Raw genomic sequence first — 26,437 nt, 5'->3', positions numbered from 1 at the left:
GGCGTTCGTCCTATGTTCCGCGGATGGATGGACTCTCACTGCTCGTCGCCCTTGTTGCCCTTGCCATTGGCGGTCTGATCGGCTGGCTGTTTGCCGGGCGGCAGGCAGGCGGACTGAAGGCCGAGCGCGACGGACTGGCCGAGCGATTCAAGGCGGCGGTGACTGACCTTGCCGCTGAGGCCGAGGCGCGCAAGGCCGCCGATATCCAACTGGCGTCGCTGCTCAGCGAACAGCGTGCACGCGACGCCGCGCATGATGCGCAGATTGAGCAGCTCAAGGACGCGCAGGCGGCGCTCACCGCGCAATTCCGCGAGGTCGGGCAGGTGATGCTCGACAGTGCGCAAAAGGCGTTCCTTGAGCGCGCCGAGGCTCGCTTCAAGGAAAGCGAGGCGACCGCCGGGCAGAATCTGAAGGCGCTGCTGAGCCCCGTCCACGAGCGGCTTCAGAAATATGAGGAAGCGGTCGGCAAGGTCGAGGCCGAGCGGCGCGACGCCTTTGGCCTGCTCCATGGCCAGATCGCGGCGATGCGCGAAGGCACCGAACGCGTGTCGAGCGAGGCGGCGAAGCTGGTCAACGCGCTGCGCAACGCGCCCAAGGCGCGCGGGCGCTGGGGCGAGCAGCAGCTCAAGAACGTTCTCGAAAGCTGCGGCCTCAGCGAACACGCCGATTTCCAGACCGAGGTCAGCGTGACCGATGGCGACGGCGGGCGTCTGCGCCCCGATGTCGTCGTCAAGGTGCCGGGCGGGCAGAGCCTGGTGATCGACGCCAAGGTGTCACTCAACGCCTATCAGGATGCGTTCGGCGCGGTCGAGGAGCGCGAAAAGGCACTGCATCTCGCCGCCCACGCCGCGGCGATGAAGGCGCATGTCAACACGCTGGGCGCCAAGGCCTATTGGAACCAGTTCGACGACACCCCCGATTTTGTCGTGATGTTTGTGCCGGGCGAACATTTTCTTGCCGCGGCGCTCGATCAGGACCCGACGCTGTGGGACTATGCGTTCGAGCGCAAAGTGCTGCTCGCGACCCCGACCAACCTGATCGCGATCGCGCGCACCGTCGCGGCGGTGTGGCGGCAGGAAAAGCTCGCCAATCAGGCGCGCGAAATCGCCGCGCTCGGCAAGGAGCTGTATGCGCGCATGTCGGTGATGGGTTCGCACATCGCCAAGGTCGGGCGCAATCTCGATCAGGCGACCGGCGCGTACAACGCCTTTGTCGGCAGCTTCGAATCGCAGGTGTTGACGCAGGCGAAACGCTTCGAGGCGCTGGACATCGAAACCGGCGACAAGGAGATCGCGGTGCTGCCGGTCGTCGAACAGGCGGCGCGCCCGCTTGCCAAGCTGGCGGCGGCGCCGGCGGCAGTCAACGACGGGGGGCAGTAGTTCCGCCCCCCATCCCTAAATCCGTTCGCCCTGAGCTTGTCGAAGGGCTGTTCTTGTCTTTGAGCCCGGATAAGAAAGAACGGTGCTTCGACAAGCTCAGCACGAACGGAAGTATGGCGTGACAGTCAAGAAGTATGGCGTGACAGTCAAATCGCCCGCTTCAGCACCGCCGTCTGCCCCGCGCTTCCCGTCAAAATCAGCGTCCCGTCATCGGCGAAGGTCAGGCTGACCGGCGCCGCCATCAATTGGAAGAATGCCGCTTCCTGCGTCATGCCCGGACCCGGACACGCCATTTCGGTCGCCATCAGCGGTCCCGCAGTGAGCGTGCCGTCCGCGGTCGAATAGCCACCCGAGAAGCGATTGCAGCCCGCGCTGCCGCTCAGCCGCGCGCCGTCGAATTGCAGCGACGTCGGGCGGTCTGCTGCGACCGCGAGGCCGCCGATCGACACGAAGGTCCAGCTCGATCCCGCCAATGTGTCAGGCGGCAAGATATTGCCGCCGCAGCCGTTCAGCGTCTTGCCATCGGCGACGACGCGCACCGTGTCGGCAAAACGCCGGTCGCTCATCCCGTCGCTGCACGGCGCGGTCTTGATCACCACCGACAGTCGGTCGCTGACATAGGTGCGGCCGTTCAGCGACGGTTTGGCGCCGGGGTTCGGCACCATGATCTTGGTCGCGCCATAATCGCCGTCATAGTTGAGCCGGTCGGGCGTAATTTCAAGCGTCCAGCCGGGTTCGGTGCCGAGCGCCATATAGGCCGCGGGCTGCTCACCGGGGCTCTGCGGCGGCGATTCGGTCGCGGGCGCGCAGGCGGCGAGTGCGGGAAGGGCGAGCAGGGGCAAATATCGGATCATGGGACCGTCTCCTCATCGTGTCATGCTGAACTTGTTTCAGCATCCATGGCCTGCCTTATCCCCCGGCGCGGCGCCCAAGGCAGGGTCTGGCCATGGACCCTGAAACAAGTTCAGGGTGACGAAGCTACTATGGATCGCCCCGCTTAGCGAAAGTGAATTGCGCCATCCTGAACGACGCTACTTCCGCCGCTGGTTCAGCACCTCATACGCCATCACCGCGGTCGCGACCGCGGCGTTCAGGCTGTCGGCCTTGCCCAGCATCGGCATCTTCACCCGCACGTCGGCGGCGTCGGCATAGGCGGGCGGCATCCCCTGCGATTCATTGCCGGTCAGGATGAAGGTCGGCGCGACATAGCGCACCGCCTGATAATCCTCGGTATCGTCGCCCAGCCACGTCGCCACCAGCTGCCCCGGCCCCTGCCGCAACCACGGCAGAAATTCGTCCCAGCGCGCCTGCACCAACGCCTGGGTAAAAATCGCCCCCATGCTCGCGCGCACCGCCTCGACCGCATAGGGATCGGTGCTTTCGTCGAGCAGGATCAGCCCGCCCGCGCCGACCGCATCGCCGGTGCGCAGCATCGTGCCGAGATTGCCGGGATCGCGCAGCCGTTCGGCGACCAGCCAGATCGCCGCGGTTGTGCGGTCGAGGTCGGCGAGCGTGGTTTTCGGTTCGGCGTAGATACCGACGACGGTCTGGGCATTGTCCTTGCCCGACAATTTGGAGAGGATCGCGGGCGTCGTGTCGATCACCTCGCCGCCCGCCGCCAGCGTATCGGCGACGAGCGCCGCGGCGAGCGGGTGCGCGTCGCCCTCTGGCCCCAGGAACAGCCACTGCGGCAAAACTCCCGCCTCACGCGCCTCGGTCGCGATGCGCAGCCCTTCGGCGAGGAACAGCCCTTCGGCGCGGCGATGGCGCTTTTCGCGCAACAACCGCATCCGCTTGATCAGCGGGTTCGACAGGCTTTCGATGGTGGTGCGGCGACCGGTCATCCGGTCAATCCTCGCCGAAGCTGTCCTTGACCAGCCCGACCAGCTTGAGCAGCGCAGCATCGGCCCCGTCGCCGCTGGTGTGGATGGTGATCGTATCGCCCTTGGCGGCACCCAGCATCATCAGGCCCATGATCGACGTGCCGTTAACACGCGATCCGCCCTTTTCGACCTCGACCGAGACGGTTTCGGGCAGGCGACTGACGAAGGTCACGAATTTGGCGCTGGCGCGCGCGTGTAGCCCGCGCTGGTTGGTGATCTCGACGGTTTCCGACACCGCGGTCACGAACCCACCCCCAGCATTTCCGAGGCGACAGAAATATATTTCTGCCCGGCTTCCTTGGCGGCGATCACTGCGGCGCGCAGTTCCATCGACTTGCGCGCGCTTTCCAGGCGGATCAGCATGGGCAGATTGACCCCGGCGATCACTTCGGTGCGCCCCGATTCGAGCAGGCTGATCGCCAGGTTCGACGGGGTGCCGCCAAACAGGTCGGTCAGCATGACGACGCCGCGGCCTTCGTCGACTGCGCGAATCGCGTCGGCGATTTCCTTGCGGCGCATTTCCATATTGTCGTTGGGACCGATGCAGACGGTTGCGATCGCCCGCTGCGGCCCGACGACATGCTCCATCGCGCGCACCATCTCTTCGGCCAGGCGGCCGTGGGTGACAAGGACCATTCCCAGCAATGGCAAGGCTTTATCGGTGGGCATGAGCGGCGAGACCCTTATGTTTTTCCGGCCGCTGCGGAAGGCGCAGGCGGGGGCTTGCCCTCAAGCCCATCTTGCGGGGCAGAGTCAAGGTTGCGGTGGGTCAGCACTGGCTCATATCCGGACGTGCGCAGCGTTTCGGTCACCCGGGCCGCAACATGAACCGAACGGTGGCGCCCGCCGGTACAGCCAAAGGCAATGGTGACATAGCTTTTGCCCTCAAAGCGGTACCGCGGCAGCAAGGTCAGGATAAGCTTTTCGATCTGCGCCACGCTGTCTTCATAGGCGGGATCGGCCATCACATAGGCGGCCACATCGGCGTCGAGCCCGGTGCCGGGTTTCAGTTTCGCATCCCAATGCGGGTTGCGCAGATAGCGCATGTCGAACACCAGGTCGGCGTTGCGCGGCAGCCCGCGGGCGAAACCGAAGCTCAATATATTGAGTACCGGTTCATCATGATCGCTGTCGCCAAAGCGCTGGCGGACTTCCTGTTGCAGGTCGTTGCTGCTGTAATTGGTGGTGTCGATGACATGCTCGGCCCAGCGGCGCAGCGGCTCCATCATCTCACGTTCGCGCGCGATGCCGTCGGCGGCGGGGCGATCCTCGGCCATCGGGTGGCGGCGACGGGTTTCGGAAAAGCGGCGTTCGAGCTCGGCCCCGGCACAGTCGAGAAACAGCGTCTGGACGTCGCGCCCGCCCACCTCGCGCAGCGCCTTGATCCGCTGCACCAGCAGCGCGGGACGAAACCCCCGGCTGCGGCTGTCGATGCCGACCGCGAGCGGCCGCCCCGCCTCGCCGCGCTTCACCGGCGCGTCGATCAGCGTTTCGAGCAGCGCGAGCGGCAGATTGTCGACCACCTCCCAGCCCAGATCTTCGAGCACCTTGAGCACGGTCGATTTGCCCGCGCCCGACAGGCCCGTCACCATCAACAGTCGCGAACCGGCCGCGTCCTTCATCCCCCGCTCGCTTGCCGGTCGAGCGCGAGCAGGATCTTGATCGGGGCCGAAGCCTCGAACGCCGACAGGGTCAGCGACGGCAGTTCATGGCCCGCGACCACTTCGACCGCGCGGACGGGCGGCATACGTTCGTAGCGGTCGGCGAGACGCACCGCGAGCGCCAGCGGCACTGGCGCGGTCCACGGCTGCTCGACGATGCCCAGCCCGCGCACTTCCAGCTTGCCCGCCAGTTCTTCGGGCGGGTGACACCACAGACGCCCGCGTTCGAACCAGATGTCGCAGCGATCGTCGGCGACCAGCCGGGCGCCGCGATCGATCAGCCGCAGCGCGAGGTCGGACTTGCCATGCCCCGACAGGCCGAGCAGCAAAATGCCGCGGCTGCCCGCGGCGACGCAGCTCGCATGGATATTGACGATATCGGGTCGGGTCCGGCGGGGCAGCATCGCCCACGGCTTACCGGTGACGAAGCGGCGCCGCAAGGCGGCAAACGGTTTGTCGCCCCTGCCTCCGCAGACGCGATGGCTAGGCGGCGCCGGTCGCGCCTTCGCCGGCGGGCAGCGTAATCAGCAGGCTGCCGCCCGGCTTGCCGTCGTCGCGGTCCTTGGCGTTGATCGTGCCGCTATGCCCCTCAATGATCGTCCGCGCGATCGCCAGGCCCAGGCCGCTGTGGCGGCCAAAGGCCTCACCCGCCGGACGTTCGCTGTGAAAACGGCGGAAAATCGCCTCGCGCTGGTCGGGATCGATCCCGGGTCCGTCGTCATCGACCCGGATATGCACCTCGTCGCTCAGCCGTGTCGCGGCGATGCAGACCAGCCCTGTTGGTGGCGAGAAACTGATCGCATTGTCGATGACATTGTCGATCGCCCGCTCCAGCCGGTGGCCATCGCCCATCACCAGGGTCGTCCCCTTGCGCGGGCGGGCAAAGGCGATGCGGGGGTGCGGCGCGTCGGCATCGATCCGTGCGGCGCGCGACGCGAGCATCGATTCGATCATCATCCCGACGTCGATCGGCTCGAACCGGGTACGCGACAATTGCGCATCGACGCGGCTCGCCTCGCTGATGTCGTTGACCAGCCGGTCGAGCCGACGGACATCCTCGTCGGCGATCGCGAGCAGCTGCGCGCGCTGCTCGTCATTCTTGACGCGGCCCAGCCCCTCGATCGCCGAACGCACCGACGCGATCGGATTTTTCAGCTCGTGCGTCACATCGGCGGCAAAATGTTCGCCCGCGTCGATGCGCTGACGCAGCGCCTGCGTCATGTCGGACAGTGCGCGCGCCAGCGTGCCGATTTCGTCGCGGCGGCTCGGCAGACGCGGGACGACCACTTCGCGCGCGCGGCCAAGGCGAACGCGGACCGCGGCGCGTGCCAGCCGCCGCAGCGGGCGAACGATGGTGCGCGCCAGAAACAACGACAGCAACACCGACGTAATCAGGACCATCGCGACGACGATCGCGAGGCGGAGGCGCTCGGCGCGCACGGTGCGGGTAATGTCGCGCGCGTTCAGCGTCATGAGGACCGTCTGCGGCGCTTCCAGATCGACGACGCTCGCGGCGCTCAGCAGCGGGGTGCGTTCGGGGGCGTAGCGGAAGCGGCTCGCCGTGGACCCGCCGCGCTGCGCCTCGATCACCTCGGGCCAGGCCGTGGCGGTATCGACTGCCGGTTCCTGAAAATCGGGGTAGGAGGGGGCGCCGACGATCCAGTCGATGCCGCGATCCATCGCGCGCGCGGCATCGCGCTGCCACACCTGCAAATTGGGGTCACGCAAGGTGTAGGTCGCGGGACCGGTCTCGAAACTGTCGGAAATGCGCCGCCCATCGGCATCGTAAAAGCGCAGCCGCGATTCGGTTGCCGCGGCAAATTCGCTGATCAGCGTCTCGCGCTGGTCGGGGCGGGCCGCCTCCAGCGCGCGGTCGAGCATCGCGAGCTGGTCTTTCATCACCTCGATCCGCGTATCGACCAGTCGGCTGCGATAGGTGTCGAGATAATAGAAACCACCCGCGAGCAGCGCCACCGCCAGAATGTTGACCGCCAGGATGCGCGTGGTCAGCGACCAGCGCGCCGACCAGACGAGCGGAGATTCCTCCTGCTCGGCAAGGCTGGCGTCGGGGCCGAGCGCCTCAGACATCGTCGGCAAAGCGGTAACCCGCACCATAGAGCGTCGCGATCGCGTCGAATTCGGGATCGACCTCGCGGAACTTGCGGCGCAGGCGCTTGATGTGGCTGTCGATGGTGCGGTCGTCGATATAGACATCGTCCTGATAGGCGGCGTCCATCAACTGGTTGCGGCTGCGCACGATGCCGGGGCGCGCGGCCAGCGTTTCCAGGATCAGGAACTCGGTGACGGTCAACGTCACATCCTTGCCGTCCCACGCGACCTTGTGGCGCGCCGGATCCATGCTCAGCCGCCCGCGGGTGATCGGCTCAGCCACCGGCTCGTCGTCGGCGGCGAGGGCATTCTGGTTCAGCTCGACGCGGCGCAGGATGGCGCGGATGCGCGCGATCACCAGCCGCTGCGAGAAGGGTTTGGCGATATAATCGTCGGCGCCCATCGCGAGTCCCAGCGCCTCGTCGATCTCGTCGTCCTTGCTGGTCAAGAAGATGACCGGCAGCTGGCTTTTCTCGCGCAAACGGCGCAGCAACTCCAGCCCGTCCATGCGCGGCATCTTGATGTCGAAGACGGCGAGGTCGGGCGGATTGTCGATCAGCGGTTTGAGCGCTGCCTCGCCATCGGAATAGACGCGCGTCACAAACCCCTCGGCCTGGAGCGCGATGGAGAGCGATTGCAGAATGTTGCGGTCGTCGTCGACCAGCGCGATGGTTGCCGTCATGCTCTTTCCGTTGGGCTGGGCCGGTGGCTGGGTTAGCCGATCCATGGTGCCGCGACAACAGCGCGCAGATTGCAGCGCGAGCCATAAATAGGGACAGTCCCCATTGAATTTAAATGGCGCTTGGGGCCAAAGTTTCGGGCGCGAATAGACAGGGACTGTCCCTATTTGTGGCGCCCAGGGCTCACCATGAGGGCGCTGGAATCTTTTGACCTCCCCCTTCATCCTCGCTAACGCGACCCTTGATTTACGGAATCGGCGTCACGTCGGCACCCATGGTAATGCGGGCCTGCCCTTTTGTGCGGCATCTCCTGCATACCTATGCAATCGGGGCTGACGGACATGGGAAAGGCTTGGACGATGACACAGGTGGCGATCGGCAATCAGACCGTCGAAACGCAGGCGGAGGTGGCCGAAAACTGGGGTACCTCGGCGCTGATCGAGGACGCGATCCGCCATGGCGAAGGCCTGCTGGCTAAGGATGGCCCGCTGGTTGTCGAAACCGGCAAGCACACCGGCCGCAGTGCCAAGGACAAGTTCATCGTTCAGGACGCCGAGACGGCGGACACTATCTGGTGGGGCAAGACCAATGTGGCGATGACCCCCGAACATTTCGCGGCGCTGAAGGCCGATTTCCTCGCGCACATGGCGGCGCGCCCGCGTCTTTATCGCCAGCAGCTGTTCGGCGGCTCGCAGCCCGAACACCGTGTCGGCGTACAGGTGATCACTGAATTCGCGTGGCACAGCCAGTTCATCCGCACCCTGCTCTGTCGCCCGACCGCGGCGGAGCTGGCGGCGTTCGCGGCCGAATATACGATTATCGACCTGCCCAGCTTCCGCGCCGACCCGGCGAAGCATGGCTCGCGCACCGAAACCGTCATTGCGGTCAACTTCACCGAAAAGCTGATCCTGATCGGCGGCACGCAGTACGCCGGCGAAATGAAGAAGTCGGTGTTCGGCATCCTCAACTATCTGCTGCCGGTGAAGGGCGTGATGCCGATGCACTGCTCGGCGAACATGGGTCCGAACGGCGATACCGCGGTGTTCTTTGGCCTCAGTGGCACCGGCAAGACGACCTTGTCGGCAGACGCGTCGCGTACGCTGATCGGCGACGACGAACATGGCTGGTCGGACACCGCGGTCTTCAATTTTGAAGGCGGCTGCTACGCCAAGATGATCCGCCTGTCGCCCGAAGCCGAACCCGAGATTTTCGCGACGACCAAACGCTTCGGTACCGTGCTCGAAAATGTCGTGATCGATCCGGTGACCCGCGAACTCGATTTCGACGACGCCAGCCTCGCCGAGAACAGCCGCGGTTCGTACCCGATCGATTTCATTCCGAACACGTCGGAACAGAATATGGGGCCGGTGCCGCAGAACATCATCATGCTCACCGCCGATGCCTATGGCGTGCTGCCACCGATCGCCAAGCTGACCCCCGATCAGGCGATGTATCACTTCCTGTCGGGCTACACCGCGCGCGTCGCGGGGACGGAAATCGGCGTGACCGAGCCCGAGGCGACCTTCTCGACCTGCTTCGGCGCGCCGTTCATGCCGCGTCATCCGTCGGTATACGGCAACCTGCTGAAAGAGCGAATCGCCAAGGGCGGCGTCCAGTGCTGGCTGGTCAACACCGGCTGGACCGGCGGCATGGCGACGATGGACGGGATCAAGCGGATGCCGATCAAGGCGACCCGCGCGCTGCTCAACGCTGCGCTCGACGGCAGCCTGAACGACGCCGAATTCCGCAAGGATCCCAACTTCGGCTTCATGGTACCGGTTGCGGTTCCCGGCGTCGACAGCGCGCTGCTCGACCCGCGCGAAGCGTGGGCCGACAAGGCCGCCTATGACCGTACCGCGCAAACACTGGTCGGCCAATTCATCGACAATTTCGCGCAATTTGCGGACCATGTCGACGAAGGCGTCCGCCAGGCGGCACCGCAGGCCGCCGTCGCAGCATAATTGACCCGGACAACTTCCGGGTGCTCAATCACCCGGAAGGACCGGACAATGACCACCGACCATAAACCGCGCCTGTTCGCGCGCGACACCGACATCCGCGCGATCGGCGAAGGGTTGCTGGCCTGCACCCTGCCGCGCGCGGCTTGGACGCACGAGGCGCATCTGGGCGCCTGCCTCTGGCTGCTCAGCGAGCGGCCCGATATTGATGTCGATGCCGAAATCGGCACCATCATCCGCCGCTTCAATGAAAGCGTCGGCGGCGTGAACGATGACATGCAGGGCTATCACGACAGCATCACCCGCACCTATGTCGCGGGGGTGCGATGGTTCCTGTCAGATACGGACGAGACCGAACTGGCGGCGCGCGTCAATGCGATGCTGCTGTGCGATGTCGGCCGCCGCGACTGGCCGCTGCGCTTCTACAGCCGCGATCTGCTGTTTTCGGTGGCCGCGCGGCGGGGCTTTGTCGAACCGGATCTGGCGCCTTTGCCATGAGCGTTGCGGTCATCGCACTCGCGCAAAACCGCCAAGCCCCAAACTTGTCCCAAATCCGTTCGCCCTGAGCTTGTCGAAGGGCTGCTCTTTCTTTCAGCGTCGCAAGAAAGAAGAACGGTGCTTCGACAAGCTCAGCACGAACGGCGGTGGGGCGGTCATCGTTGTGGCTGAATGGGTTTGTGCGAACTGCAATTATCGGCGGGCCGACCTAACCCTTCGCCCCCGCCACATACTCCGCGACATTCAGCGCCAGCACGTCGAGCGGGACATTGCCGCCCTTCACAACCACGTCGTTGAAATCGCGCAGATCATATTTCGGCCCCAGCGCCGCTTGCGCGAGGCCGCGTTGCCGCCCGATCTCGCTATGCCCGACCTTGTACCCGCACGCCTGTCCGGCCCAGCTGCAATAGCGATCGACCTCGCTTGCGACTTCGAGCGGGTTTGAGCCATTCTCCTGGACGAAGAACGCGACCGCCTGTTCGCGGGTCCAGCGCTTGGCGTGGAGGCCGGTATCGACGACCAGGCGGCAGGCGCGGAACGCCAGCGATTGCAGATATCCCAGCCGCCCAACCTCGAAATCGTCATAGAGCCCGAGCTCGTCGGCCAGCTGCTCGGCATAGAGCGCCCAGCCCTCCGAATAGGCATTGAACGCCAGCATGGTGCGGATGAGCGGCATCTGGTTGGCATATTCACCCTGCCAGACATGGCCCGGAATTGCTTCGTGAAACGTCAGGTCGGGCAGCGAGTATTTGCTGTGCAGGTCGGTGGTGTGCAGGTTGATCCAGAATTTCCCCGGAATGCTGCCGTCGATCGACCCCGCTCCGCCATAGGCCGCAGGTGCGCCAGGCTCCTCGGCGAGCGGCAGGCGCTTCACCTCGACATTGCCGCGCACCAGCGTGCGGAACGCGCGCGGCATTTCGGCGCGAATCTTGCCGAGCCAGGTCTGGATATACGCCATGATTTCGGCGCGGCCGGCGTCATTGTTCGGAAACTGAAAGCGCGGATCCTTGGCCAGCGCGTTCATCCGGTCGCCCACCGATCCCTGCGTATAGCCCAGCCGCTTCAGGATCGGGTCCATCTGCCCCTGCAACTCGGCCAGTTCGGCGCGGCCCATGCGATGGATTTCATCGGGGGTCATCGTCGTGGTCGTGCTGGCGCGCAGCCCCCAGGCATACCATTCGTCGCCGCCCGGCCGCGCCCACAGCCCGGCGTCCATCGTGGCGCGCGGGCGCTGTGCCTTGAGTTCGGCGAGCTGGCGTTCGAGCGCTGCGCTGACCGGGCCGCGAGCGATGGCGCCTGCGCGGGCGCCCCAGTCGCCCGCCAGCCCCGCGTCGCGCGTCTTTGTCGCCAGCGCGTCGGCCAGACTGCCGCCGCGGCGCGCGTCGGCCAGCGTCGCCTCGATCTGCGGCAAGGCCTTGTCGATCAGAAAGGCGGGGGCGATCAGGCCCTGTCCGCCCGCCGCGCGCAGCCGTTCGGTCTCGCCATCAAGGACGCCGGCAAAGGCGCCCAGGCGCGCCAGATACGCCTCGGCATCGGCGCTGGTCTTGACCGGCTGGTCGCTGGTCAGCAGGCGCGGCACGTCGATATAGGCGCCGACATTCTGGATCACGACATAGGGCGTGTTGCGCCAGCCGCCGACCGCGACATCACCGTAGGGCTGCGAAAAACCGGCGAGCGCGACGCTGTAAGCGCTGCGCACCACCGCGACGCTGGTGCGGGTCGCATGGTCGAGCGGGCGCGTATCGACATCGTTGAGCAGCGCCAGGTCGCGCATCAGCGTGTCCGCCAGCGCCAGCTGACCCGCCGCCGAGCGGTCGGCCAGCTTGCCGCGCATCGCCGCACGATCGCCGGTGTCGATCCCTAGCGACGTCGCGCCTTCGGGCGAATGGGTGAGGAGGTTGTCGGCGGCCAGGGTGAGCACCGCTTCTGCCTGGGCTTGCGGCGACTGCGCAGCCGGGGGCGGCGCACCAGCGATGCGGGCCGGTTCGCGGCTGCACGCAGCCAGCGCAAGGCCCGCGGCGCCGGTGCCGAGCGTGGCCATCGTTTGGCGGCGGGTGAACGGGGTGGACAGGCGGTGATGCACGTGGCGGCTCCCTTGCAACCTTGTTTCTGTTGAAACCTGTCTAAGCGGCGCGGCGTGACGGTCAATGAAAAGGGGGCGGGAAAGCCGATGCTTGCCCGCCCCCGAACGAATTTTATCCGCGGTTCGTCAGTCGGTCAGATCGGCGGGCACCTTGCCGCCGTTCGCGGCGAGTTCGCGCATCACCGCCTTGTGCAGCCAGATGTTCATTTCGGCGCTGCCGTCAAGTTCGCCGGTGTAACCCAGCTCGGTTGCCAGTTCCTTGCGGTTGGCGAGGCTCGAATCGATGTCGAGCAGCTTCATCAGATCGACGATCGAGGTGCGCCAGTTGAGATCTTTGCCGGCCGCCTCGGCGGTCAGGATCGCATCGACATCGACTTCGGCGGGCGGTGCGGCTGCGGCGGCCGCCATCGCACTGGTGGCGGCGTCGAGCGCGCTGCCGACCGGGTTCGGCGCGGCCGGTGCAGCGGGCTCGGCGGCGACCGCCTTCTTGCCGAAAATTGCATCCTTGATGCTGCTGAAAATGCCCATGATTTCACTCCCACTAAACCGCGGCCCGGCCCGGAACGGGCGAGTCGAATGACCGCAGGCTAGGACTATGCATTTGGAAATGACAGCCAAATGAACGACTCGTCCTCGGCCCGTCCGCTGCTTATAGTCGGCGGCAGCGGCGCGGTCCGATTGGCGCCGGAGTGGGAGGAGTGCAACATGAACCTGACCGATATTTTGGCGCAGGCTGGCGGCATCGAATCGATGGCGAAAGATCTGGGCATTCCGCCCGCCATGGCGAAACAGGGCGCCGACGCGCTGCTGCCCGCGATTCTCGGTGGCTTCAAGAAACAGGCGCAATCGGGCGGGATCGAGGGATTGGGCGGCCTCCTCGGCCAGCTGGGCGGCGGCGGGCTGCTCGATTCGGTGTTGGGGCCGCAGCCGACCCCGGTTGCGCCGGGCAACGATGTGCTCGGCCAGATTTTCGGATCAAAAGACGTCAGCCGCACCGTGGCGGGACAAGCCGCTGCACAGACCGGCCTCGATTCGGGGCTGCTCAAGAAAATGCTGCCGATCCTCGCGATGATGGTCGCGGGCTACATGGCCAAGCAGGGCGGTCAGTCGCAGGGCGGCGGCGGCTTGGGTGACCTGATCGGCGGCGCGCTGGGCGGCGGCGCGGGCGGCGGCCTTGGCGGGATGCTCGGCAATGTGCTGGGCGGCGCAATGGGTGGCGGCGCAGCACCGGCGGCCGGCGGCGGCGGGCTGGGCCGCTTGGCTAACATGCTCGACCTCGACGGCGACGGCAATCCACTCGACGACATCATGGGCATGGCGAGCAAGCTGGGACGCTGACGCTTGGCGCAGCCCCTCCGCGTGGAGGGGCTGTACTCTTTTTACGCCGCCTGCAATCGCCAGTCGTCGCGCATTTCGGCGGGCCATCGGGATTTGCCTAGCATGGCGACCGGGTCGTCGGCGTCATCCTTGTCATTGCCCGGCGCCGCGATGGCGCGCGCATATTCGATCGTCGGGGCCGGGGTGCCGCGCCCCCGGCTGGCGCGAACGACTTCGCGCCCGGTCGGCCGAAAGCCGAGCTTGCGCAGCACCGAACCCGACGCCGGGTTATCGACGAAATGCGACGCCACCAGGTTGCGGATGCCCATCGTGCGCGCCAGGTCGATCATGTGCCGACCGGCCTCGGTCGCATAGCCCAGCCCCCAGAACGGCCGCGCAACCCAATAGCCGAGCTCGACCGAGCCATCGTCCATTCGGTCCATGCCGATGCAGCCGATGATGCGCGGGTTGCTGGCAGTGCGCTGGACCATCAGAAAGCGGCTGGGGCTGGCGCTCGACCAACTGGCCAGGAATGTCCGGGCATCGTCCTCGCTATAGGGCCAGGGCGCGCTGGCAAGATTGCGGACGATCATTTCGTCGCCAATCGCCCGGGCCAGCGCCGGGGCATCTTCCTGCCAGCCGGGCCGCAGCAACAATCTTTCGGTACGCGCGAACATGCTTTTAACTCCCAATTGCCGCCGCCTTGGCGCCCGATGGTGACGCTTTGACGACAGTCGTTGTCGAGGGAGATGGATGTCCCGTTTTTCGCGCCCGTTTCCCGAGATGGGCCGCCAAGTGACGGAAGGCAGGCAAGAAAAAAGGGAGTCCGGGGGTGACCCGTCTCCCTCTTTTCGAACTTTGTTTCCGCTGCGAGCGGAAAGGACCGTTCCGGGTCATCCCTTGGTGGGCGACCCGTGCAGATCGTCCTTTATTCGGCGGCTTCAGCCATGGCGTCGACCGACACAAATTTGCGGCCTAGCTTGCCGTCGTGGAATCGGACATGGCCGTCCGCGGTCGCGAACAGCGTGTGGTCCTTGCCCATGCCGACATTGGCGCCCGGATACACCTTGGTGCCGCGCTGGCGCACGATGATGTTGCCGCCGATCACTTCCTGACCGCCGAACTTCTTCACGCCAAGGCGGCGGCCGGCTGAGTCGCGACCGTTGCGCGATGAACCGCCTGCTTTCTTATGTGCCATGACTGATGCTCCTTAATTCGTTGCAGGGGCCGAGCCGCGTTGCCGCGCTCAGGCTTCCTTCTTGGGGGCTGCCTTCTTGGCAGCGGGCTTCTTTTCGGCAGCTTCAGCCTTGGGGGCAGCTTCCTTCTTAGGAGCAGCAGCCTTCTTCGGCGCGGCTTCCTTCGCGGCAGCGGCCTTGGCCGGTGCTTCCTTGGCGGGCGCAGCAGCCTTGGCTTCGGTCGCCGGAGCGGCTTCGGCCTTCGGTGCGGCTTCCTTTTTCGGCGCGGCCTTCTTGGCTTCGCCGACGGCCAGGATGCGCAGCAGGGTCAGCGACTGGCGGTGACCGTTGCGACGGCGATAGTTGTGCCGACGGCGCTTCTTGAACACGATGACCTTTTCGCCGCGCGTCTGGGCGATGATTTCGGCCGAAACGACGAGGCCATCGGCGCTCTTCACTTCGCCGCCGTCACCGGCCAGCAGGACGTCGCCCAGCGACACGGTATCACCAGCTTCGCCGTCGATCTTTTCAACGGCGATCTTGTCTCCAGCGGCGACGCGATACTGCTTGCCGCCCGTGCGCACGATTGCGAACATGGTCTTCCATCCAATCAAAAAACTAAATCACCCGCGCTACCGATCACCCACCGAAGCAGGCGATTTTTCCGACATGCGGGAAAGTCAGCGCCACTAGCGAGCCAGCGCTTCGCTGTCAACCGCCAAATCCCGCGCTTTTCGAGCGAAAAGCGGGTCAGATCGCGAATGACACGGCGCACCGCCGATTCGGTACTTGCTGCCTTGCGCCAGCACCCATATCAGAGGCGGCGATGAAGCGCACCGTTCTTACCTTGTCATTGGCCGTTGCCGCCTCCTTGTCGCTGTCGGCCTGTGCCGCGGCGCAAAATACAGGCGCGCCGTCGCTCGCCAAACGATCGGTCGAGGGACGATTCGACGTCGCGCCGCCCCCGGTCGTCGTGGCGCCGCCGGGGCCGCTGCCGGCTGATCTTGGCGGTCGCCTCGGGCGCTGGGAATCGGACGCTGCCGCGGCGCAGCAGGCGTTCGCTGCCGAGCGGAACACCGCCGCGTCGCTTGTTTCCGCCGCTGCGGGCGCCGCAGTCGCCAGCGAGCGCTGGGTCGTCGCGCAGCAGGCCATCTCGCGCCTGACCGCCACCCGCGCCCCGCTCACCGCGGCGCTCGCCGACATCGACCGGCTGTATCTCGACCGCAGCGTTGCGGAGGCGATCGACGGTCTGCCCGAAATCTACGCGCTGCGCGACCGGTTGGCGGAAATGGTGTCGACGCAGGATGCGGTGGTCGAGGCGTTGAGCGGACAGCTGCCTGGGCAGTAGACCATAATCCTCCCTGTCGCGAAGCGATGGGGAGGGGGACTGCTCGTGAAGCGAAGGGATGGTGGGGCATTGCTACGGTAGCTCATGGCCCCTCCGTCAGCCCTCCGGGCTGCCACCTCCCATGGCTTCGCCACAGGCAGGATCAAAGGTGACGCTATTGATTCAATCCATGCTTCTTCAACGCATGACGAATCTGGTCGTAACTCAGCCCCAGCGCTTCGGCCGCGACCTTCTGGTTGAAACGGCAGCGCGCCATCGTGTCGGACAAAATCTGTCGTTCATAGGCATCGACCGCGGCGCGCAGGTCGCTGACCGGGCCGGTCGGCATCGCGGTCGATGCGGACGCGGGTTCGGCGGGGACGGGGGATGTGCCGCCTTCCGCCTTTGCTGCGGACTGACGGACCACCGGCTGCCATGGGCTGGCGAACGGATCGAAATTCACTGCATCGACCGGTTTCTCGGGATCGGCCCAGCGATAGATGGCGCGTTCGATGACGTTGCGCAGTTCGCGGACATTGCCGGGCCAGTCGTGGCCCTCCATCGCCGCCAGCGCGCGCGGGCCGAAGCCCGGCCATTCTTCCCAACCGAGGACGGTCGCCATGCGTTGGCCGAAATAGGTGGCGAGCACCTCGATATCGCCCTCGCGCGCGCGCAGCGGGGGCAGGGTGATCACCTCGAACGACAGCCGGTCGAGCAAATCGGCGCGAAACCGGTTTTCGTCGACCAGCGCCGGCAGATGCTCGTTGGTCGCCGCGACGATGCGCACATCGACGCGGATCGGACGCGATGATCCGACGCGGGTGACCTCGCCATATTCGACCGCGCGCAGCAGCCGTTCCTGCGCACCCATCGACATCGTTGCCAGCTCATCGAGGAACAGGGTGCCGCCGTCGGCCTCTTCGAACCGTCCCGCGCGGGTGCGCGTCGCGCCGGTGAAGGCGCCCGCCTCATGCCCGAACAGCTCGCTCTCGATCAGCGTCTCGGGCATCGCGGCGCAGTTCAAGATCACATAAGGGCGGTCCCAGCGCGTCGACAGGCGGTGCAGCCGCTCGGCGATCAGCTCCTTGCCGGTGCCGCGCTCGCCGATCACCAGCACCGGACGGTCGAGCGAGGCCGCCAGACTGGCGCGTTCGACCGCGTCCTGAAACGCCGCCGACTGGCCGATAAATTGGGTTTCGCGCTCCATTCCCAATCATTGGCAAAATTTCCCGCTGGTTGGCAAGGCAAATCGATGCGGAAGGTCATTGGCGCGTGAAGTTGCGCGGTTTTGCGCCGCTTGCCGCAATTGGCATGGTGTCTGCATAGTTTCCAGCGAACCGACACACATCGTGCCGGTGCAGCGAAAAAGATCAGGGAAGGTTGAACCATGAAGTCGATGTATGCCCAAGTCGCCACTTTCGTGCTGAGCACGGCGGGAGCGTTGGCCATCCTCGTCGGCGTGATCGACCAGCCGCAGATCGCGGCCAGTGTCTCCGGCAATCTTGCCGGCCCGTTGGTCGTCGCTGTCATGTCCCCGGCGGTCAGCGCTTTGGCCTGACCGGCACTGGTGCCGGGGCACTCTCCCCCCTTGCCCCGCCCCGGCACCAGCCTTTTTTTGAGACAGCAGACCAAGGTCTCATGATTTCGACAGGAGTTTTTCAAATGGGTATTTTTTCACGCACCCGCGACATCATCGCCGCTAACGTCACTGACCTGCTCGACCGGGCCGAAGATCCCGAAAAGATGATCCGCCAGATCATCTTCGAAATGAACGAAACGCTCGTCGAAGTCCGTGCTTCCGCCGCCCGCACGATTGCGGATCAAAAGGAAATGCGCCGCCACATCACCAAGCTGGAAAGCCTGCAAGACAGCTGGAAGGAAAAAGCCGAACTCGCGCTGTCGAAGGACCGCGAAGACCTGGCCACCGCCGCACTGGTCGAAAAGCAGAAGGCCGGTGACATGGCCGAGCGCCTGAAAGCCGAGATCGCCGTCCTCGACGACGCGCTCAAGGGTTATGAAGACGACATCGCCAAGCTGCAGAAAAAGCTCAGCGAAGCGCGCGCCCGCCAGTCGAACGTCTCGACGCGCCTCGAAAGCGCCGAGAACAAGTATAAGCTGCGCGAAATGACCAATGGCGACCGCGTCGAAGATGCCTTCTCGCGCTTCGAAATCCTCGAACGCCGCGTCGACGAAGCCGAAGGCCGCGCCGATGCGCTGAACCTCGGCTATAAGAAGTCGCTCGACGAGGAGATCGCCGAACTCCAGGCTGCCGACAAGGTCGCCGACGAGCTCGCCGCGCTTAAGGCCGCCCAGGTCAGCAAGCAATAAGGGATCAGACCGATGGAAGAAGTCATCGTTATTCCGATCGTCATCGGAACGCTCTTCCTCGGTCTGCCTTGGCTGATCCTCCACTACATTACCAAGTGGAAACAGGCCAAAACGCTGACCGGAGAAGACGAGCAGTTGCTCGACGAATTGTACGACACCGCGCGCCGGCTCGAAAGCCGCCTGCACACCGTCGAACGCATCATCAGCGCCGACCATCCCGACTTCCGCCCCGCGGTGCGTAGCGATGAAGAACTGGCGCAACTCGAAAATACCAGCCGGAGGAACTGAGATGTCTGCCAGCCGCACGAAATTCTACCTCGACAAGCAGAACGCCAAATGGAGCGGTGTGTGTGCCGGGATCGCCGATTACAGCGGCATCGACGTCCTCTGGGTCCGCGTCGGCGCGGTCCTGCTCACCTTGATGGGGGGCTTTCCCTGGACGCTGATCGCCTACTGGATGATCGCCTGGATGGGCACGCCCAAACCCTTCGCGCTCTATGGCTCGAACGAAGAAGCGAAATTCTGGCAGGGGGTGCGCAGCAACCCGACCGCGTCAACCCGCGACATCAAGTCGCGCTTCCGCGACATCGACCGCCGCCTGGCCGACATCGAATTGTACTACACCAGCCACAACCGTCGGCTCGCCGACGAGATCGAAAGCCTGCGCTGAGCGGCGGCTGACACGCAACAGGGAGAAGACAGATGAATTTCGGGGGTACCGGTTTCGTCCTCGCCATTATCGCATTGTCGATCGGCGGCTGGATGTTCACCACCTGGATCCGCGCCAAGCACGGCTATCCGGTGGAAAATGAATGGGGTGGCACGGTTCATCGAACCGACCCCGACGCTGATCGAAAAATCGCGCTGCTGACCGACGACAATGCCAAGCTGGCAGGCCAGGTCAGCCGCCTTGAAGAGCGGATTTCGGTGCTCGAACGCATCGCGACCGAAACCAACGGTCAGGCGGCGCAGCTCGCCGACCAAATCGACCGCCTGCGCTGAGGGGAACGACAATGAACGCCGAATTATTGAATACCATCGCCCCGGGGATGGCGGTTCTGGGCCTCGCCGCAATCGGCGGCTGGATCTTCACCACCTGGCTCCGCGTCAAGAACGGCTATCCGCTCGAAAACAGCTGGGGCAAGGCGGTCTATCCCAAGACCAGCGACGAGGCGATGGAACGCGTCAAGCTGATCAGCCAGGAAAATGCCCAGCTGCGCGCCGAACTGGGTTCGGTGAAAGACCGCCTCGCGGTGGTCGAGCGGATCGTCACCGACGAGAGCAGCCGGCTGAGCCACGAGATCGAGGCGCTGCGGCGCCCGGCGAACTGAGGAGATCCGTCATGGGCGATACCATCTGGATCCTGATCCCCCTCGCTCCCTTTCTGCTTGCCGGTTTCATCTTCTGGTCGAAGCATCAGCAGAAAATGATCGAAAAGCAGTCCGAAATGACCGCCGAAAAGGCTGCCCAATATGCGGCGGCGACCGAACGGCTGGAGCAGCGAGTGCGCGTGCTCGAACGGATCGTTACCGACAAGGGAATTGACGTCGCCGACGAGATCGAAAAACTGCGCGACGCTCCGCTGAACTGAATTGCAGCAACGATAAAATAATACGGAAGGATCCCCCATGAACCCGTTTGAAATGGTTATCGGCATCGTCCTGATCGTCACCATCGGCAGCGTCGTCCGCGCCAAATATGGAGTGCGCCGCGACAACAAGGGCAACGAGTTTTTCGCCGCCCCCGCCGACAATGCCGAGACCAAGGCACTGCAATCCGAAATCCGCGCGCTCAAGGACCGCATCCAGGTGCTCGAACGCATCGCCACCGACCACAACCGCGCCGTGACGCTCGATGAGGAAATCGAACGGCTGCGCGACCGGTCGCCCTCCTGACGACCGTGACGAAGAAGGAGCCGCATCATGGCCACCATTACGTCTGACCTTGCCACCAACCTGATGGTCAGCGCCGTTGCGCTGACCGCCCTGACCATCATGAGCCTGGCCGCGCTGCGCGGCTGGCGCGACTGGATCCAGCTGAAACGCGAAGAACTCGCCGCAGGGCATGTGTCCGTCACCCATGACGCCACCGTACCCCACGCCGGATCGCGGATCGAAATCGCCGATCTGAAAGAACGGCTGCGCAAGCTCGAAGCGATCGCAGCGGGGGTGGACCTCTAAGCGGGAAAACCGTTCGCATCGAGCGAAGTCGAGATGCCCATCGGCCTTGCGCTGACCCGACGGGTGTCTCGACTTCGCTCGACACGAACGGGCATTTTGGGCCTGACGCTCTTCCCCCATCGCCCCAAATCTGCCAGTGCCGCCGCCATGCGCAGCCTGACCGACATCCACGACGAATATGATTTCCTCGACGGCGACGATCGCTATCGGTTGTTGATCGAACTCGGCCGCGAACTGGAACCGATGCCGGACGCGCTCAAGACCGACGCGACTCTGGTCCGCGGTTGCAGCGCCAGCGTCTGGGTCTATCCGGTGCCGCAGGAGGGGGGCCGCCTGCATTTCCTCGCCGACAGTAACGCCGCGATCACCAAGGGCATCGTCGCGCTCGTCCTCGCCGCGGTGCAGGACAAACCGGCGGCCGAAGTCGCGGGCATGGACATCGCCGCCGCGCTCGCGCCCTTCGACCTCACGCGCCAGCTGTCGTCGAACCGCACCCAGGGCGTCCCCAACATGATCGCGCTGGTCCAGGACACCGCCCGCCGCATTGCTGCGGGCTGATCGCCGGACCTTTTTGGCACCACCCCCGCCAAGTATTTCGTACAAAGAAAACGGGGCGCGGGAGTTTCCTCCCGCGCCCCGTTTTCGTGTCTGCTCGTGCGGCTTAGAAGCCGACGACGATCGAGCCGATAAAGGCGCGCGGTGCGCCGATCTGCACGAACGGGACCGAGTTATCGGCCAGCTGGCCGTCGAAGCCGCCGACATACAGCTTGTCGAACAGGTTGGTGACGTTGAGCTGAATATAGGTGGTTTCGTTGAGGCCCGCCCATTCCAGACCGATGCGCGCGTCGAGATCGACGATCGTATAGGCCGGGGTCTTTGAGGGATAGACCACGGTGTTCGCGACCCCATTGACCGTCTGCAGCAGCGGCAGATTCTGGTCGTTGACGTAGCGCGGGCCGGTGCGCTTGACCTGCGCACCGAGTTCGATCGGGCCAAGCTTGCCCTGTGCGCGGCCGCCGAAGGTGTAGGTCGGCGAACCCGATTCACGCTTTCCGGCGGTCAGCGCGAATGCCGGACCACCAACGGTGGTGCAGCGGAACTGCCCGGCGGTTACCTGCGCCGCGGTGCAGATGCCGTTCTGGACATCATCCTTGATCTTCGACTTCAGGTACGAACCGAAGGCGTAGATCGAGAAGTTGTCGACCGGGCGGTACGAGATGCTGGCGTCGATGCCATATTTGTCGACACGACCGAGGTTGCGGTACACGTTACGCTCGGTTTCGGGATCGAACGACGAGGCAAGGCGATCGTTGAAGATCGTGTACCACAGACCGACCTGTGCCTGCACCTGGCTGGTACGATAGCGGACACCGACGTCGAAGTTGTCGGTGGTTTCCGGGATCGGGTTGGCCGATTCGGTGTCTGCCGGGAAGTAGAAGGCGTTGTAGAGGTTGTCGGTACCCGGAACCTGAACGCCCTTCGAATAGTTGGCGAAGACGCTGAAGTCGTCGGTCGCGTCAAAGGTCAGGCCAAGGTTCGGCGTGAACTTGTTGTATTTGCGCTTGCGCTGCTGCGGCCCCTGAACCGGCGCCGTTACGCCCGGTGCAATGGTCACGGTCGGATTGGCGGCGAGCCAAGCCTGGAGGCCTGCGGTGTTGGTGCCGAAACATTCGACAAAGCCGGTCACGCTCGACGTCGCGCAATTGTTGGTCAGTTCACGCGTGAACATCTTGTACGCGCCGCCGACCTGAACGGTCAGACGGTCGAATTCGCCGCGATATTCGCCGCCGAACATGTTCAGCAGAGCAATCGACTTGCGGTCGCGCTTTTGCAGGATGTTGCCGCCGACATCGGCCGCCGGGTTGTTAACCGCGAAAACGTCGCTCGCCGAACCGTTGAGCTTCAGAAAGTCGACTTCGCCGGTCTGGCGATGGCGCGCGCGATCATAGCTGTAGAACACGCGGACGGTGTTGCTGTCGTCGAGGTCGTAGCGCAGGCCGGCGATCACGCCATAACGACGCGTCTGGGTCTGGCTCGGGGCGAGCATGCGAATCGTGTCGAGGATGTCACCGTCGCCGTTGAGGTCGCGGCCGAAGTAGGGCGCGCCGCCGATATAACCGGTCTGACAGCTCTGGATCGCGGCAGGACTGGTCTGGCATCGCGTAGCTGCCGTACTGCTGGGACCGCCTGCAGGATTGACGTCCCGGCGGCCTTCATTCGCCACCACAGTGCCGCCGCCGTTCGCCTTCACATATTGGAAGCTCGGATCGACGGTCAGGATCAGACCTTCGGCCAGCGTGAAGCGCGAGTTGGCGCGGATGTTGCCAGTGTTCGACGGGTTGAAGCGTTCGTCAAAAGCCGAACCGCAGCTGTTGGCCAGATCGGCGACGCCAGGGCGGGCCACCGTGTTGATCTGGCACTTTGCGATGCCATAATCGCGGTCGTCCTTGCTCTGCGGAAAGATGTTCGGGACGAAGTTCGACGCGGTGTTGTGGACATTGCGCAGGCCGGTCGAACCAAAGAAGTTGTTGCGGTTCTGGTTGTAGTGGCCGGACACCGAAATGAAGTCGCCATTGTCGCCGAGCGGCTGATAGATTTTGGCGTTATACTGTTGCTTGTCGATCTTGCCGGTGCGCGAATCGATCGCGGCGCGTGCGCCAGTCGTCGGCGTTGCGGCAAAGGCGGGCTGATCTTCGTTGCCAAACACGGTGTCGTTGAGCGACGTGCTGGCCGAGAAGAAAGCGCGCGTGCCCCATGGGGTGAACACGCCAGTGTCGATCATGCCAAAAATGCGGAAGAAGCTGAAGTCACCAGCCGAACCGACCAGCTTGACGCCGAATTCTTCACCCGGGGTGCGGGTACGATAGTTGACGGTCGAACCCGAAGCGGCGGCGGTCGGACTGTCGACGTCGGTCGAGCCCAGGTTTACGTTGACCTGTTCGATCAGTTCGGGGTCGAGCTGTTGGTTCGAATAGAGCGCATAGTTACCCGAATCGTTGAGCGGGATGCCGTCGAAGGTCTGGTTGATGCGGGTGTTGTCGAAGCCGCGGATCGACAATTTACCGCCGGCCGAGCCGAACGGATCGTTGTTCTGAAAGCTGACGCCGGGCAACTGGTTGATGATGTCGTTGACAGTTTGGCCGGGCGACTGGCGCTCGATGAATTCCTGAGTCAGGACGGCTTTCGCCTTGGTCGTGTCGGGCGAGATGACGCCAGCGACGTCGGCGGTGCGGCTGCCGGTGACGACGATTTCGTCGTCAAAGTCCTGCGAACCGGTCGACTGGGCAAAGGCGGGCGTGGAGAGAAGCGCGAGCGGGATCAGCGCGCAGCTGGCGGCAAGCGTGTGACGGAAATGCATGTCAGGTAGTCCCCTTGGTGTGATGTCGTTCGGCAGGCGCGCGAAATGGGGCGCGCCAGTCCTGCGAGCGCCCCTGAAGCCCGCATGTGGCACGATTGTGACAGCAATTGTGACAGTGCAAGCCGCGTGGGCCGCGACGGGACGGAAAAGGTCAAAAAAGCACGAATTTGCGTCGCCGACGCCGAGTTATCCACAGCGACAAATGCGTTTTTCTCGGCAACTGTTGCTGCAATGCAACAATTTTGGCGCGACGCGGCTGTCGATTCGGCAATTTGCGGCGGGATCACACCCGCCGCGACTCAGGCGGCGTCGCCCGCCGCTTCTTTCACCTTGTCGGCATAGACGCGTACCGGATCCTTGCGGCCCTCGACGACATCCTTATCGACGACGATCTCCACCACATCGGTCAGGTCGGGCAGGTCGAACATCGTGTCGAGCAGGATCGCCTCGACGATCGAGCGGAGGCCGCGCGCGCCGGTCTTGCGTTCGATCGCCTTCTTGGCGACCGCGACCAGCGCGTCGTCGGTAAAGGTCAGCACGACCTCTTCCAGGTCGAACAGCTTGCGATACTGCTTTACCAGCGCGTTCTTGGGTTCGCCCAAAATCTTGACCAGCGCGTCGATGTCGAGATCTTCGAGCGTCGCAATGACGGGTAAGCGGCCGACGAACTCGGGGATCAGGCCGAATTTCAGCAGATCCTCGGGCTCGATATTCTTGAGCACTTCGCCCATGCGGCGCTCGTCGGGCCCGGCGACATGCGCGCCGAAACCGATCGACTTGCCCTGCAGGCGGTCGCCGATGATCTTTTCCAGGCCCGAAAACGCGCCGCCCGCGATGAATAGGATGTTCGTCGTGTCAACCTGCAGAAATTCCTGCTGCGGATGCTTGCGGCCGCCCTGCGGCGGAACGCTCGCAGTGGTGCCTTCCATCAGCTTGAGCAGCGCCTGCTGCACGCCTTCGCCCGACACGTCGCGGGTGATCGAGGGATTCTCGGCCTTGCGGCTGATCTTGTCGATCTCGTCGATATAGACGATGCCGCGCTGCGCCTTTTCGACATTATAGTCGGACGATTGCAGCAGCTTGAGGATGATATTCTCGACATCCTCGCCGACATAACCCGCTTCGGTCAGCGTCGTCGCGTCGGCCATGGTGAAGGGCACGTCGAGGAATCGCGCGAGCGTCTGCGCCAGCAGGGTCTTGCCGCTGCCGGTCGGACCGACGAGCAGGATGTTCGACTTCGCCAGTTCGACCTCATCACCGCGGCCGCTGTTTGCCAGGCGCTTGTAATGATTATGCACGGCGACCGACAGGACGCGCTTCGCCTTGTTCTGGCCGATCACATAGGCATCAAGGTGGTGACAGATTTCCAGCGGCGTCGGTACCGCGCCGTCCTTACGCGCGGCAACCCCGCCCTTGATCTCTTCACGGATGATGTCGTTGCACAGCTCGACGCATTCGTCGCAAATGAACACGGTCGGCCCGGCAATCAGCTTGCGGACTTCATGCTGCGACTTGCCGCAGAAGGAGCAATAGAGGGTGCTCTTGCTGTCCGAGCCGCTCAATTTCGTCATAAAACTTCCTTTGGCAGGCGCCGAAATGGCGGTGCCGTCCTTATCCTAGCCCGCGGTCACCCAATTACAATATGGCAATTGGGTGACATCGCGGCAATGTCCCGCCTAGCATCAAGGCGCCAAGCGCGCGTCAACAAATGCGGTTAAGCCTTTGTCTTGGGCCACCGCGCGCCGGTGCCGCAACCTCGCCGGCTCAGGGCGTCGGGCCTTCGCTCAAATCCTTCGCCGCGTCGCCTTCCAGCGCGCCGGGGCGGCGGTCATAGACATGATCGACCAGCCCGAATGCCTTGGCTTCGTCGGCTTCGAGGAAGGTGTCGCGGTCCATGGCTTTTTCGATGTCTTTCAGCGACTTGCCGGTGTACTTCACATACAGGTCATTCATCCGCCGGCGGATGCGCAGGATTTCCTTGGCCTGGATTTCGATGTCCGACGCCATCCCGCGCGCGCCGCCTGACGGCTGGTGGACCATGACGCGGGCGTTGGTCAGCGCGACGCGCATCCCGGGCTCGCCCGCCGCGAGCAGGAAGCTGCCCATCGACGCGGCCTGACCGATGCACACCGTGCCGACGCGCGGCCGGATATATTGCATCGTGTCGTGGATCGCCATGCCCGCCGTGACGGCGCCGCCCGGCGAGTTGATGTACATATAGATGTCCTTCTTCGGATTTTCCGATTCGAGGAACAGCAGCTGGGCGGTGATCAGCGACGCCATATTATCCTCGACCTCACCGGTGACGAAGATGATCCGTTCGCGCAGCAGGCGGGAGAAAATGTCAAAGCTGCGTTCGCCGCGGCTCGTCTGTTCGACAACCACGGGGACAAGAGCGGCGAGCGGGTCGATCATTGGAAATGCGTCCTTATGCTATTGGAGCGCCGCGCCGAAGAATCCGGCGGGCTGGCCCCTCGGTCACCTACATCGGCGGGGCGGCG

General features: G+C 64.4%; 32 protein-coding genes. 15 read left to right on the top strand and 17 right to left on the bottom strand.

Annotation, left to right across the window (positions count from 1 at the left end; translation table 11 throughout):
- The first annotated feature begins 23 nt into the window (after positions 1 to 23).
- The gene (locus VGN68_RS15415; protein WP_327477701.1) at positions 24 to 1,379 is read left to right on the top strand and encodes a DNA recombination protein RmuC; all 1,356 of its coding nucleotides are present in this window, start codon (positions 24 to 26) and stop codon (positions 1,377 to 1,379) included.
- 146 nt (positions 1,380 to 1,525) lie between these two features.
- Here the strand turns inward: VGN68_RS15415 and VGN68_RS15410 are convergent, their stop codons facing one another.
- The 8 genes from VGN68_RS15410 to VGN68_RS15375 form a co-directional block, all read right to left on the bottom strand.
- Positions 1,526 to 2,233 (bottom strand): META domain-containing protein, encoded by a 708-nt coding sequence (locus tag VGN68_RS15410; protein WP_327477699.1) that lies wholly within the window; start codon positions 2,231 to 2,233, stop codon positions 1,526 to 1,528.
- A 177-nt stretch (positions 2,234 to 2,410) separates the two neighbouring features.
- Positions 2,411 to 3,223 (bottom strand): RNA methyltransferase, encoded by an 813-nt coding sequence (locus tag VGN68_RS15405; protein WP_327477697.1) that lies wholly within the window; start codon positions 3,221 to 3,223, stop codon positions 2,411 to 2,413.
- 4 nt (positions 3,224 to 3,227) lie between these two features.
- Positions 3,228 to 3,506, bottom strand: coding sequence for an HPr family phosphocarrier protein (locus VGN68_RS15400; protein WP_293698990.1), 279 nt, complete (start codon positions 3,504 to 3,506; stop codon positions 3,228 to 3,230).
- Positions 3,503 to 3,907, bottom strand: a complete 405-nt coding sequence (locus VGN68_RS15395; RefSeq protein WP_327477741.1) for a PTS sugar transporter subunit IIA — start codon at positions 3,905 to 3,907, stop codon at positions 3,503 to 3,505. Before VGN68_RS15395 ends, VGN68_RS15400 begins: the two co-directional genes overlap by 4 nt.
- Before the next feature lie 38 nt (positions 3,908 to 3,945).
- Complete coding sequence (rapZ, locus tag VGN68_RS15390; RefSeq protein ID WP_327477694.1) at positions 3,946 to 4,884, bottom strand: RNase adapter RapZ; 939 nt, start codon at positions 4,882 to 4,884, stop codon at positions 3,946 to 3,948.
- Positions 4,881 to 5,327 carry a serine kinase gene (locus VGN68_RS15385; protein ID WP_327477692.1) on the bottom strand — a complete coding sequence of 149 codons (447 nt, stop codon included), beginning with the start codon at positions 5,325 to 5,327 and terminating at the stop codon, positions 4,881 to 4,883. Before VGN68_RS15385 ends, rapZ begins: the two co-directional genes overlap by 4 nt.
- A 79-nt stretch (positions 5,328 to 5,406) precedes the next feature.
- A complete protein-coding gene (locus VGN68_RS15380) occupies positions 5,407 to 7,038 on the bottom strand; it encodes a sensor histidine kinase (protein WP_414713049.1) in 1,632 nt (543 codons plus the stop codon).
- Complete coding sequence (locus tag VGN68_RS15375) at positions 7,004 to 7,714, bottom strand: response regulator transcription factor (protein WP_293698982.1); 711 nt, start codon at positions 7,712 to 7,714, stop codon at positions 7,004 to 7,006. The genes VGN68_RS15380 and VGN68_RS15375 overlap by 35 nt, the downstream gene beginning before the upstream one ends.
- A gap of 357 nt (positions 7,715 to 8,071) precedes the next feature.
- On the opposite strand from VGN68_RS15375, the gene VGN68_RS15370 reads away from it, so the two are divergent.
- Together VGN68_RS15370 and VGN68_RS15365 are read left to right on the top strand one after the other, a co-directional pair.
- On the top strand, positions 8,072 to 9,673 hold the full coding sequence (locus VGN68_RS15370; RefSeq protein ID WP_327477689.1) for a phosphoenolpyruvate carboxykinase: 1,602 nt from the start codon (positions 8,072 to 8,074) through the stop codon (positions 9,671 to 9,673).
- Between the two features lie 48 nt (positions 9,674 to 9,721).
- Positions 9,722 to 10,168 (top strand): hypothetical protein, encoded by a 447-nt coding sequence (locus VGN68_RS15365; RefSeq protein WP_327477687.1) that lies wholly within the window; start codon positions 9,722 to 9,724, stop codon positions 10,166 to 10,168.
- Positions 10,169 to 10,376: 208 nt separating this feature from the next.
- Here VGN68_RS15365 and VGN68_RS15360 read toward each other — a convergent pair whose 3' ends face one another.
- Together VGN68_RS15360 and VGN68_RS15355 are read right to left on the bottom strand one after the other, a co-directional pair.
- On the bottom strand, positions 10,377 to 12,209 hold the full coding sequence (locus VGN68_RS15360) for a DUF885 domain-containing protein (RefSeq protein WP_327477737.1): 1,833 nt from the start codon (positions 12,207 to 12,209) through the stop codon (positions 10,377 to 10,379).
- A gap of 168 nt (positions 12,210 to 12,377) precedes the next feature.
- Positions 12,378 to 12,779, bottom strand: a complete 402-nt coding sequence (locus tag VGN68_RS15355; RefSeq protein WP_327477685.1) for a DUF3597 domain-containing protein — start codon at positions 12,777 to 12,779, stop codon at positions 12,378 to 12,380.
- 177 nt (positions 12,780 to 12,956) lie between these two features.
- On the opposite strand from VGN68_RS15355, the gene VGN68_RS15350 reads away from it, so the two are divergent.
- On the top strand, positions 12,957 to 13,589 hold the full coding sequence (locus tag VGN68_RS15350) for a DUF937 domain-containing protein (protein WP_327477683.1): 633 nt from the start codon (positions 12,957 to 12,959) through the stop codon (positions 13,587 to 13,589).
- A gap of 41 nt (positions 13,590 to 13,630) precedes the next feature.
- Here VGN68_RS15350 and VGN68_RS15345 read toward each other — a convergent pair whose 3' ends face one another.
- The 3 genes from VGN68_RS15345 to rplU form a co-directional block, all read right to left on the bottom strand.
- Positions 13,631 to 14,245 carry a GNAT family N-acetyltransferase gene (locus VGN68_RS15345; RefSeq protein WP_327477681.1) on the bottom strand — a complete coding sequence of 205 codons (615 nt, stop codon included), beginning with the start codon at positions 14,243 to 14,245 and terminating at the stop codon, positions 13,631 to 13,633.
- A gap of 251 nt (positions 14,246 to 14,496) precedes the next feature.
- Positions 14,497 to 14,766: a 50S ribosomal protein L27 gene (gene rpmA, locus VGN68_RS15340; protein ID WP_293698969.1), complete on the bottom strand. Its 270-nt coding sequence runs from the start codon at positions 14,764 to 14,766 to the stop codon at positions 14,497 to 14,499.
- A 48-nt stretch (positions 14,767 to 14,814) separates the two neighbouring features.
- Positions 14,815 to 15,339, bottom strand: a complete 525-nt coding sequence (gene rplU / locus VGN68_RS15335; RefSeq protein WP_327477678.1) for a 50S ribosomal protein L21 — start codon at positions 15,337 to 15,339, stop codon at positions 14,815 to 14,817.
- 230 nt (positions 15,340 to 15,569) lie between these two features.
- On the opposite strand from rplU, the gene VGN68_RS15330 reads away from it, so the two are divergent.
- On the top strand, positions 15,570 to 16,091 hold the full coding sequence (locus tag VGN68_RS15330) for a hypothetical protein (RefSeq protein ID WP_327477676.1): 522 nt from the start codon (positions 15,570 to 15,572) through the stop codon (positions 16,089 to 16,091).
- 154 nt (positions 16,092 to 16,245) lie between these two features.
- On the opposite strand, the gene pspF is transcribed toward VGN68_RS15330, so the two are convergent.
- Positions 16,246 to 17,277 (bottom strand): phage shock protein operon transcriptional activator, encoded by a 1,032-nt coding sequence (gene pspF / locus VGN68_RS15325; protein ID WP_327477674.1) that lies wholly within the window; start codon positions 17,275 to 17,277, stop codon positions 16,246 to 16,248.
- Positions 17,278 to 17,457: 180 nt separating this feature from the next.
- On the opposite strand from pspF, the gene VGN68_RS15320 reads away from it, so the two are divergent.
- The 10 genes from VGN68_RS15320 to VGN68_RS15275 all read left to right on the top strand — a co-directional run bounded on the left by VGN68_RS15320 (position 17,458) and on the right by VGN68_RS15275 (position 21,136).
- Complete coding sequence (locus tag VGN68_RS15320) at positions 17,458 to 17,628, top strand: hypothetical protein (protein ID WP_327477672.1); 171 nt, start codon at positions 17,458 to 17,460, stop codon at positions 17,626 to 17,628.
- Between the two features lie 104 nt (positions 17,629 to 17,732).
- On the top strand, positions 17,733 to 18,398 hold the full coding sequence (gene pspA / locus VGN68_RS15315) for a phage shock protein PspA (protein WP_327477670.1): 666 nt from the start codon (positions 17,733 to 17,735) through the stop codon (positions 18,396 to 18,398).
- A 12-nt stretch (positions 18,399 to 18,410) separates the two neighbouring features.
- A complete protein-coding gene (pspB, locus tag VGN68_RS15310) occupies positions 18,411 to 18,686 on the top strand; it encodes an envelope stress response membrane protein PspB (RefSeq protein ID WP_327477668.1) in 276 nt (91 codons plus the stop codon).
- Position 18,687: 1 nt separating this feature from the next.
- Positions 18,688 to 19,068, top strand: a complete 381-nt coding sequence (pspC, locus tag VGN68_RS15305; protein WP_293698950.1) for an envelope stress response membrane protein PspC — start codon at positions 18,688 to 18,690, stop codon at positions 19,066 to 19,068.
- A gap of 32 nt (positions 19,069 to 19,100) precedes the next feature.
- Positions 19,101 to 19,400: a hypothetical protein gene (locus tag VGN68_RS15300; RefSeq protein ID WP_088442934.1), complete on the top strand. Its 300-nt coding sequence runs from the start codon at positions 19,101 to 19,103 to the stop codon at positions 19,398 to 19,400.
- Positions 19,401 to 19,411: 11 nt separating this feature from the next.
- Positions 19,412 to 19,729, top strand: a complete 318-nt coding sequence (locus tag VGN68_RS15295) for a hypothetical protein (protein ID WP_293698946.1) — start codon at positions 19,412 to 19,414, stop codon at positions 19,727 to 19,729.
- Positions 19,730 to 19,740: 11 nt separating this feature from the next.
- On the top strand, positions 19,741 to 19,989 hold the full coding sequence (locus tag VGN68_RS15290) for a hypothetical protein (protein WP_293698943.1): 249 nt from the start codon (positions 19,741 to 19,743) through the stop codon (positions 19,987 to 19,989).
- A 37-nt stretch (positions 19,990 to 20,026) separates the two neighbouring features.
- Entirely contained in the window at positions 20,027 to 20,293 is a 267-nt protein-coding gene (locus VGN68_RS15285) for a hypothetical protein (protein WP_088442929.1), read from the top strand.
- A gap of 27 nt (positions 20,294 to 20,320) precedes the next feature.
- Positions 20,321 to 20,578 (top strand): hypothetical protein, encoded by a 258-nt coding sequence (locus VGN68_RS15280; protein ID WP_293698935.1) that lies wholly within the window; start codon positions 20,321 to 20,323, stop codon positions 20,576 to 20,578.
- Positions 20,579 to 20,725: 147 nt separating this feature from the next.
- On the top strand, positions 20,726 to 21,136 hold the full coding sequence (locus VGN68_RS15275) for a SufE family protein (RefSeq protein ID WP_327477663.1): 411 nt from the start codon (positions 20,726 to 20,728) through the stop codon (positions 21,134 to 21,136).
- Between the two features lie 103 nt (positions 21,137 to 21,239).
- Here the strand turns inward: VGN68_RS15275 and VGN68_RS15270 are convergent, their stop codons facing one another.
- The 3 genes from VGN68_RS15270 to VGN68_RS15260 form a co-directional block, all read right to left on the bottom strand.
- On the bottom strand, positions 21,240 to 23,936 hold the full coding sequence (locus tag VGN68_RS15270) for a TonB-dependent receptor (RefSeq protein WP_327477661.1): 2,697 nt from the start codon (positions 23,934 to 23,936) through the stop codon (positions 21,240 to 21,242).
- Positions 23,937 to 24,235: 299 nt separating this feature from the next.
- Entirely contained in the window at positions 24,236 to 25,507 is a 1,272-nt protein-coding gene (clpX, locus tag VGN68_RS15265) for an ATP-dependent Clp protease ATP-binding subunit ClpX (RefSeq protein WP_327477659.1), read from the bottom strand.
- Between the two features lie 193 nt (positions 25,508 to 25,700).
- On the bottom strand, positions 25,701 to 26,351 hold the full coding sequence (locus tag VGN68_RS15260) for an ATP-dependent Clp protease proteolytic subunit (RefSeq protein ID WP_327477657.1): 651 nt from the start codon (positions 26,349 to 26,351) through the stop codon (positions 25,701 to 25,703).
- Positions 26,352 to 26,437 lie beyond the last annotated feature (86 nt).

It is taken from the genome of Sphingopyxis sp. (assembly GCF_035998965.1).
Lineage (GTDB): Bacteria > Pseudomonadota > Alphaproteobacteria > Sphingomonadales > Sphingomonadaceae > Sphingopyxis.
This window is presented reverse-complemented; position numbering and strand designations above follow the sequence as displayed.

Coding starts and splice junctions, on each gene's coding strand:
- VGN68_RS15415 (WP_327477701.1), top strand. CDS start 24: ATGGATGGACTCTCACTGCTCGTCGCCCTTGTTGCCCTTGCCATTGGC.
- VGN68_RS15410 (WP_327477699.1), bottom strand. CDS start 2,233: ATGATCCGATATTTGCCCCTGCTCGCCCTTCCCGCACTCGCCGCCTGC.
- VGN68_RS15405 (WP_327477697.1), bottom strand. CDS start 3,223: ATGACCGGTCGCCGCACCACCATCGAAAGCCTGTCGAACCCGCTGATC.
- rapZ (WP_327477694.1), bottom strand. CDS start 4,884: ATGAAGGACGCGGCCGGTTCGCGACTGTTGATGGTGACGGGCCTGTCG.
- VGN68_RS15385 (WP_327477692.1), bottom strand. CDS start 5,327: ATGCTGCCCCGCCGGACCCGACCCGATATCGTCAATATCCATGCGAGC.
- VGN68_RS15380 (WP_414713049.1), bottom strand. CDS start 7,038: ATGGTGCGGGTTACCGCTTTGCCGACGATGTCTGAGGCGCTCGGCCCC.
- VGN68_RS15375 (WP_293698982.1), bottom strand. CDS start 7,714: ATGACGGCAACCATCGCGCTGGTCGACGACGACCGCAACATTCTGCAA.
- VGN68_RS15370 (WP_327477689.1), top strand. CDS start 8,072: ATGACACAGGTGGCGATCGGCAATCAGACCGTCGAAACGCAGGCGGAG.
- VGN68_RS15365 (WP_327477687.1), top strand. CDS start 9,722: ATGACCACCGACCATAAACCGCGCCTGTTCGCGCGCGACACCGACATC.
- VGN68_RS15360 (WP_327477737.1), bottom strand. CDS start 12,209: ATGGCCACGCTCGGCACCGGCGCCGCGGGCCTTGCGCTGGCTGCGTGC.
- VGN68_RS15355 (WP_327477685.1), bottom strand. CDS start 12,779: ATGGGCATTTTCAGCAGCATCAAGGATGCAATTTTCGGCAAGAAGGCG.
- VGN68_RS15350 (WP_327477683.1), top strand. CDS start 12,957: ATGAACCTGACCGATATTTTGGCGCAGGCTGGCGGCATCGAATCGATG.
- VGN68_RS15345 (WP_327477681.1), bottom strand. CDS start 14,245: ATGTTCGCGCGTACCGAAAGATTGTTGCTGCGGCCCGGCTGGCAGGAA.
- rpmA (WP_293698969.1), bottom strand. CDS start 14,766: ATGGCACATAAGAAAGCAGGCGGTTCATCGCGCAACGGTCGCGACTCA.
- rplU (WP_327477678.1), bottom strand. CDS start 15,339: ATGTTCGCAATCGTGCGCACGGGCGGCAAGCAGTATCGCGTCGCCGCT.
- VGN68_RS15330 (WP_327477676.1), top strand. CDS start 15,570: ATGAAGCGCACCGTTCTTACCTTGTCATTGGCCGTTGCCGCCTCCTTG.
- pspF (WP_327477674.1), bottom strand. CDS start 17,277: ATGGAGCGCGAAACCCAATTTATCGGCCAGTCGGCGGCGTTTCAGGAC.
- VGN68_RS15320 (WP_327477672.1), top strand. CDS start 17,458: ATGAAGTCGATGTATGCCCAAGTCGCCACTTTCGTGCTGAGCACGGCG.
- pspA (WP_327477670.1), top strand. CDS start 17,733: ATGGGTATTTTTTCACGCACCCGCGACATCATCGCCGCTAACGTCACT.
- pspB (WP_327477668.1), top strand. CDS start 18,411: ATGGAAGAAGTCATCGTTATTCCGATCGTCATCGGAACGCTCTTCCTC.
- pspC (WP_293698950.1), top strand. CDS start 18,688: ATGTCTGCCAGCCGCACGAAATTCTACCTCGACAAGCAGAACGCCAAA.
- VGN68_RS15300 (WP_088442934.1), top strand. CDS start 19,101: ATGAATTTCGGGGGTACCGGTTTCGTCCTCGCCATTATCGCATTGTCG.
- VGN68_RS15295 (WP_293698946.1), top strand. CDS start 19,412: ATGAACGCCGAATTATTGAATACCATCGCCCCGGGGATGGCGGTTCTG.
- VGN68_RS15290 (WP_293698943.1), top strand. CDS start 19,741: ATGGGCGATACCATCTGGATCCTGATCCCCCTCGCTCCCTTTCTGCTT.
- VGN68_RS15285 (WP_088442929.1), top strand. CDS start 20,027: ATGAACCCGTTTGAAATGGTTATCGGCATCGTCCTGATCGTCACCATC.
- VGN68_RS15280 (WP_293698935.1), top strand. CDS start 20,321: ATGGCCACCATTACGTCTGACCTTGCCACCAACCTGATGGTCAGCGCC.
- VGN68_RS15275 (WP_327477663.1), top strand. CDS start 20,726: ATGCGCAGCCTGACCGACATCCACGACGAATATGATTTCCTCGACGGC.
- VGN68_RS15270 (WP_327477661.1), bottom strand. CDS start 23,936: ATGCATTTCCGTCACACGCTTGCCGCCAGCTGCGCGCTGATCCCGCTC.
- clpX (WP_327477659.1), bottom strand. CDS start 25,507: ATGACGAAATTGAGCGGCTCGGACAGCAAGAGCACCCTCTATTGCTCC.
- VGN68_RS15260 (WP_327477657.1), bottom strand. CDS start 26,351: ATGATCGACCCGCTCGCCGCTCTTGTCCCCGTGGTTGTCGAACAGACG.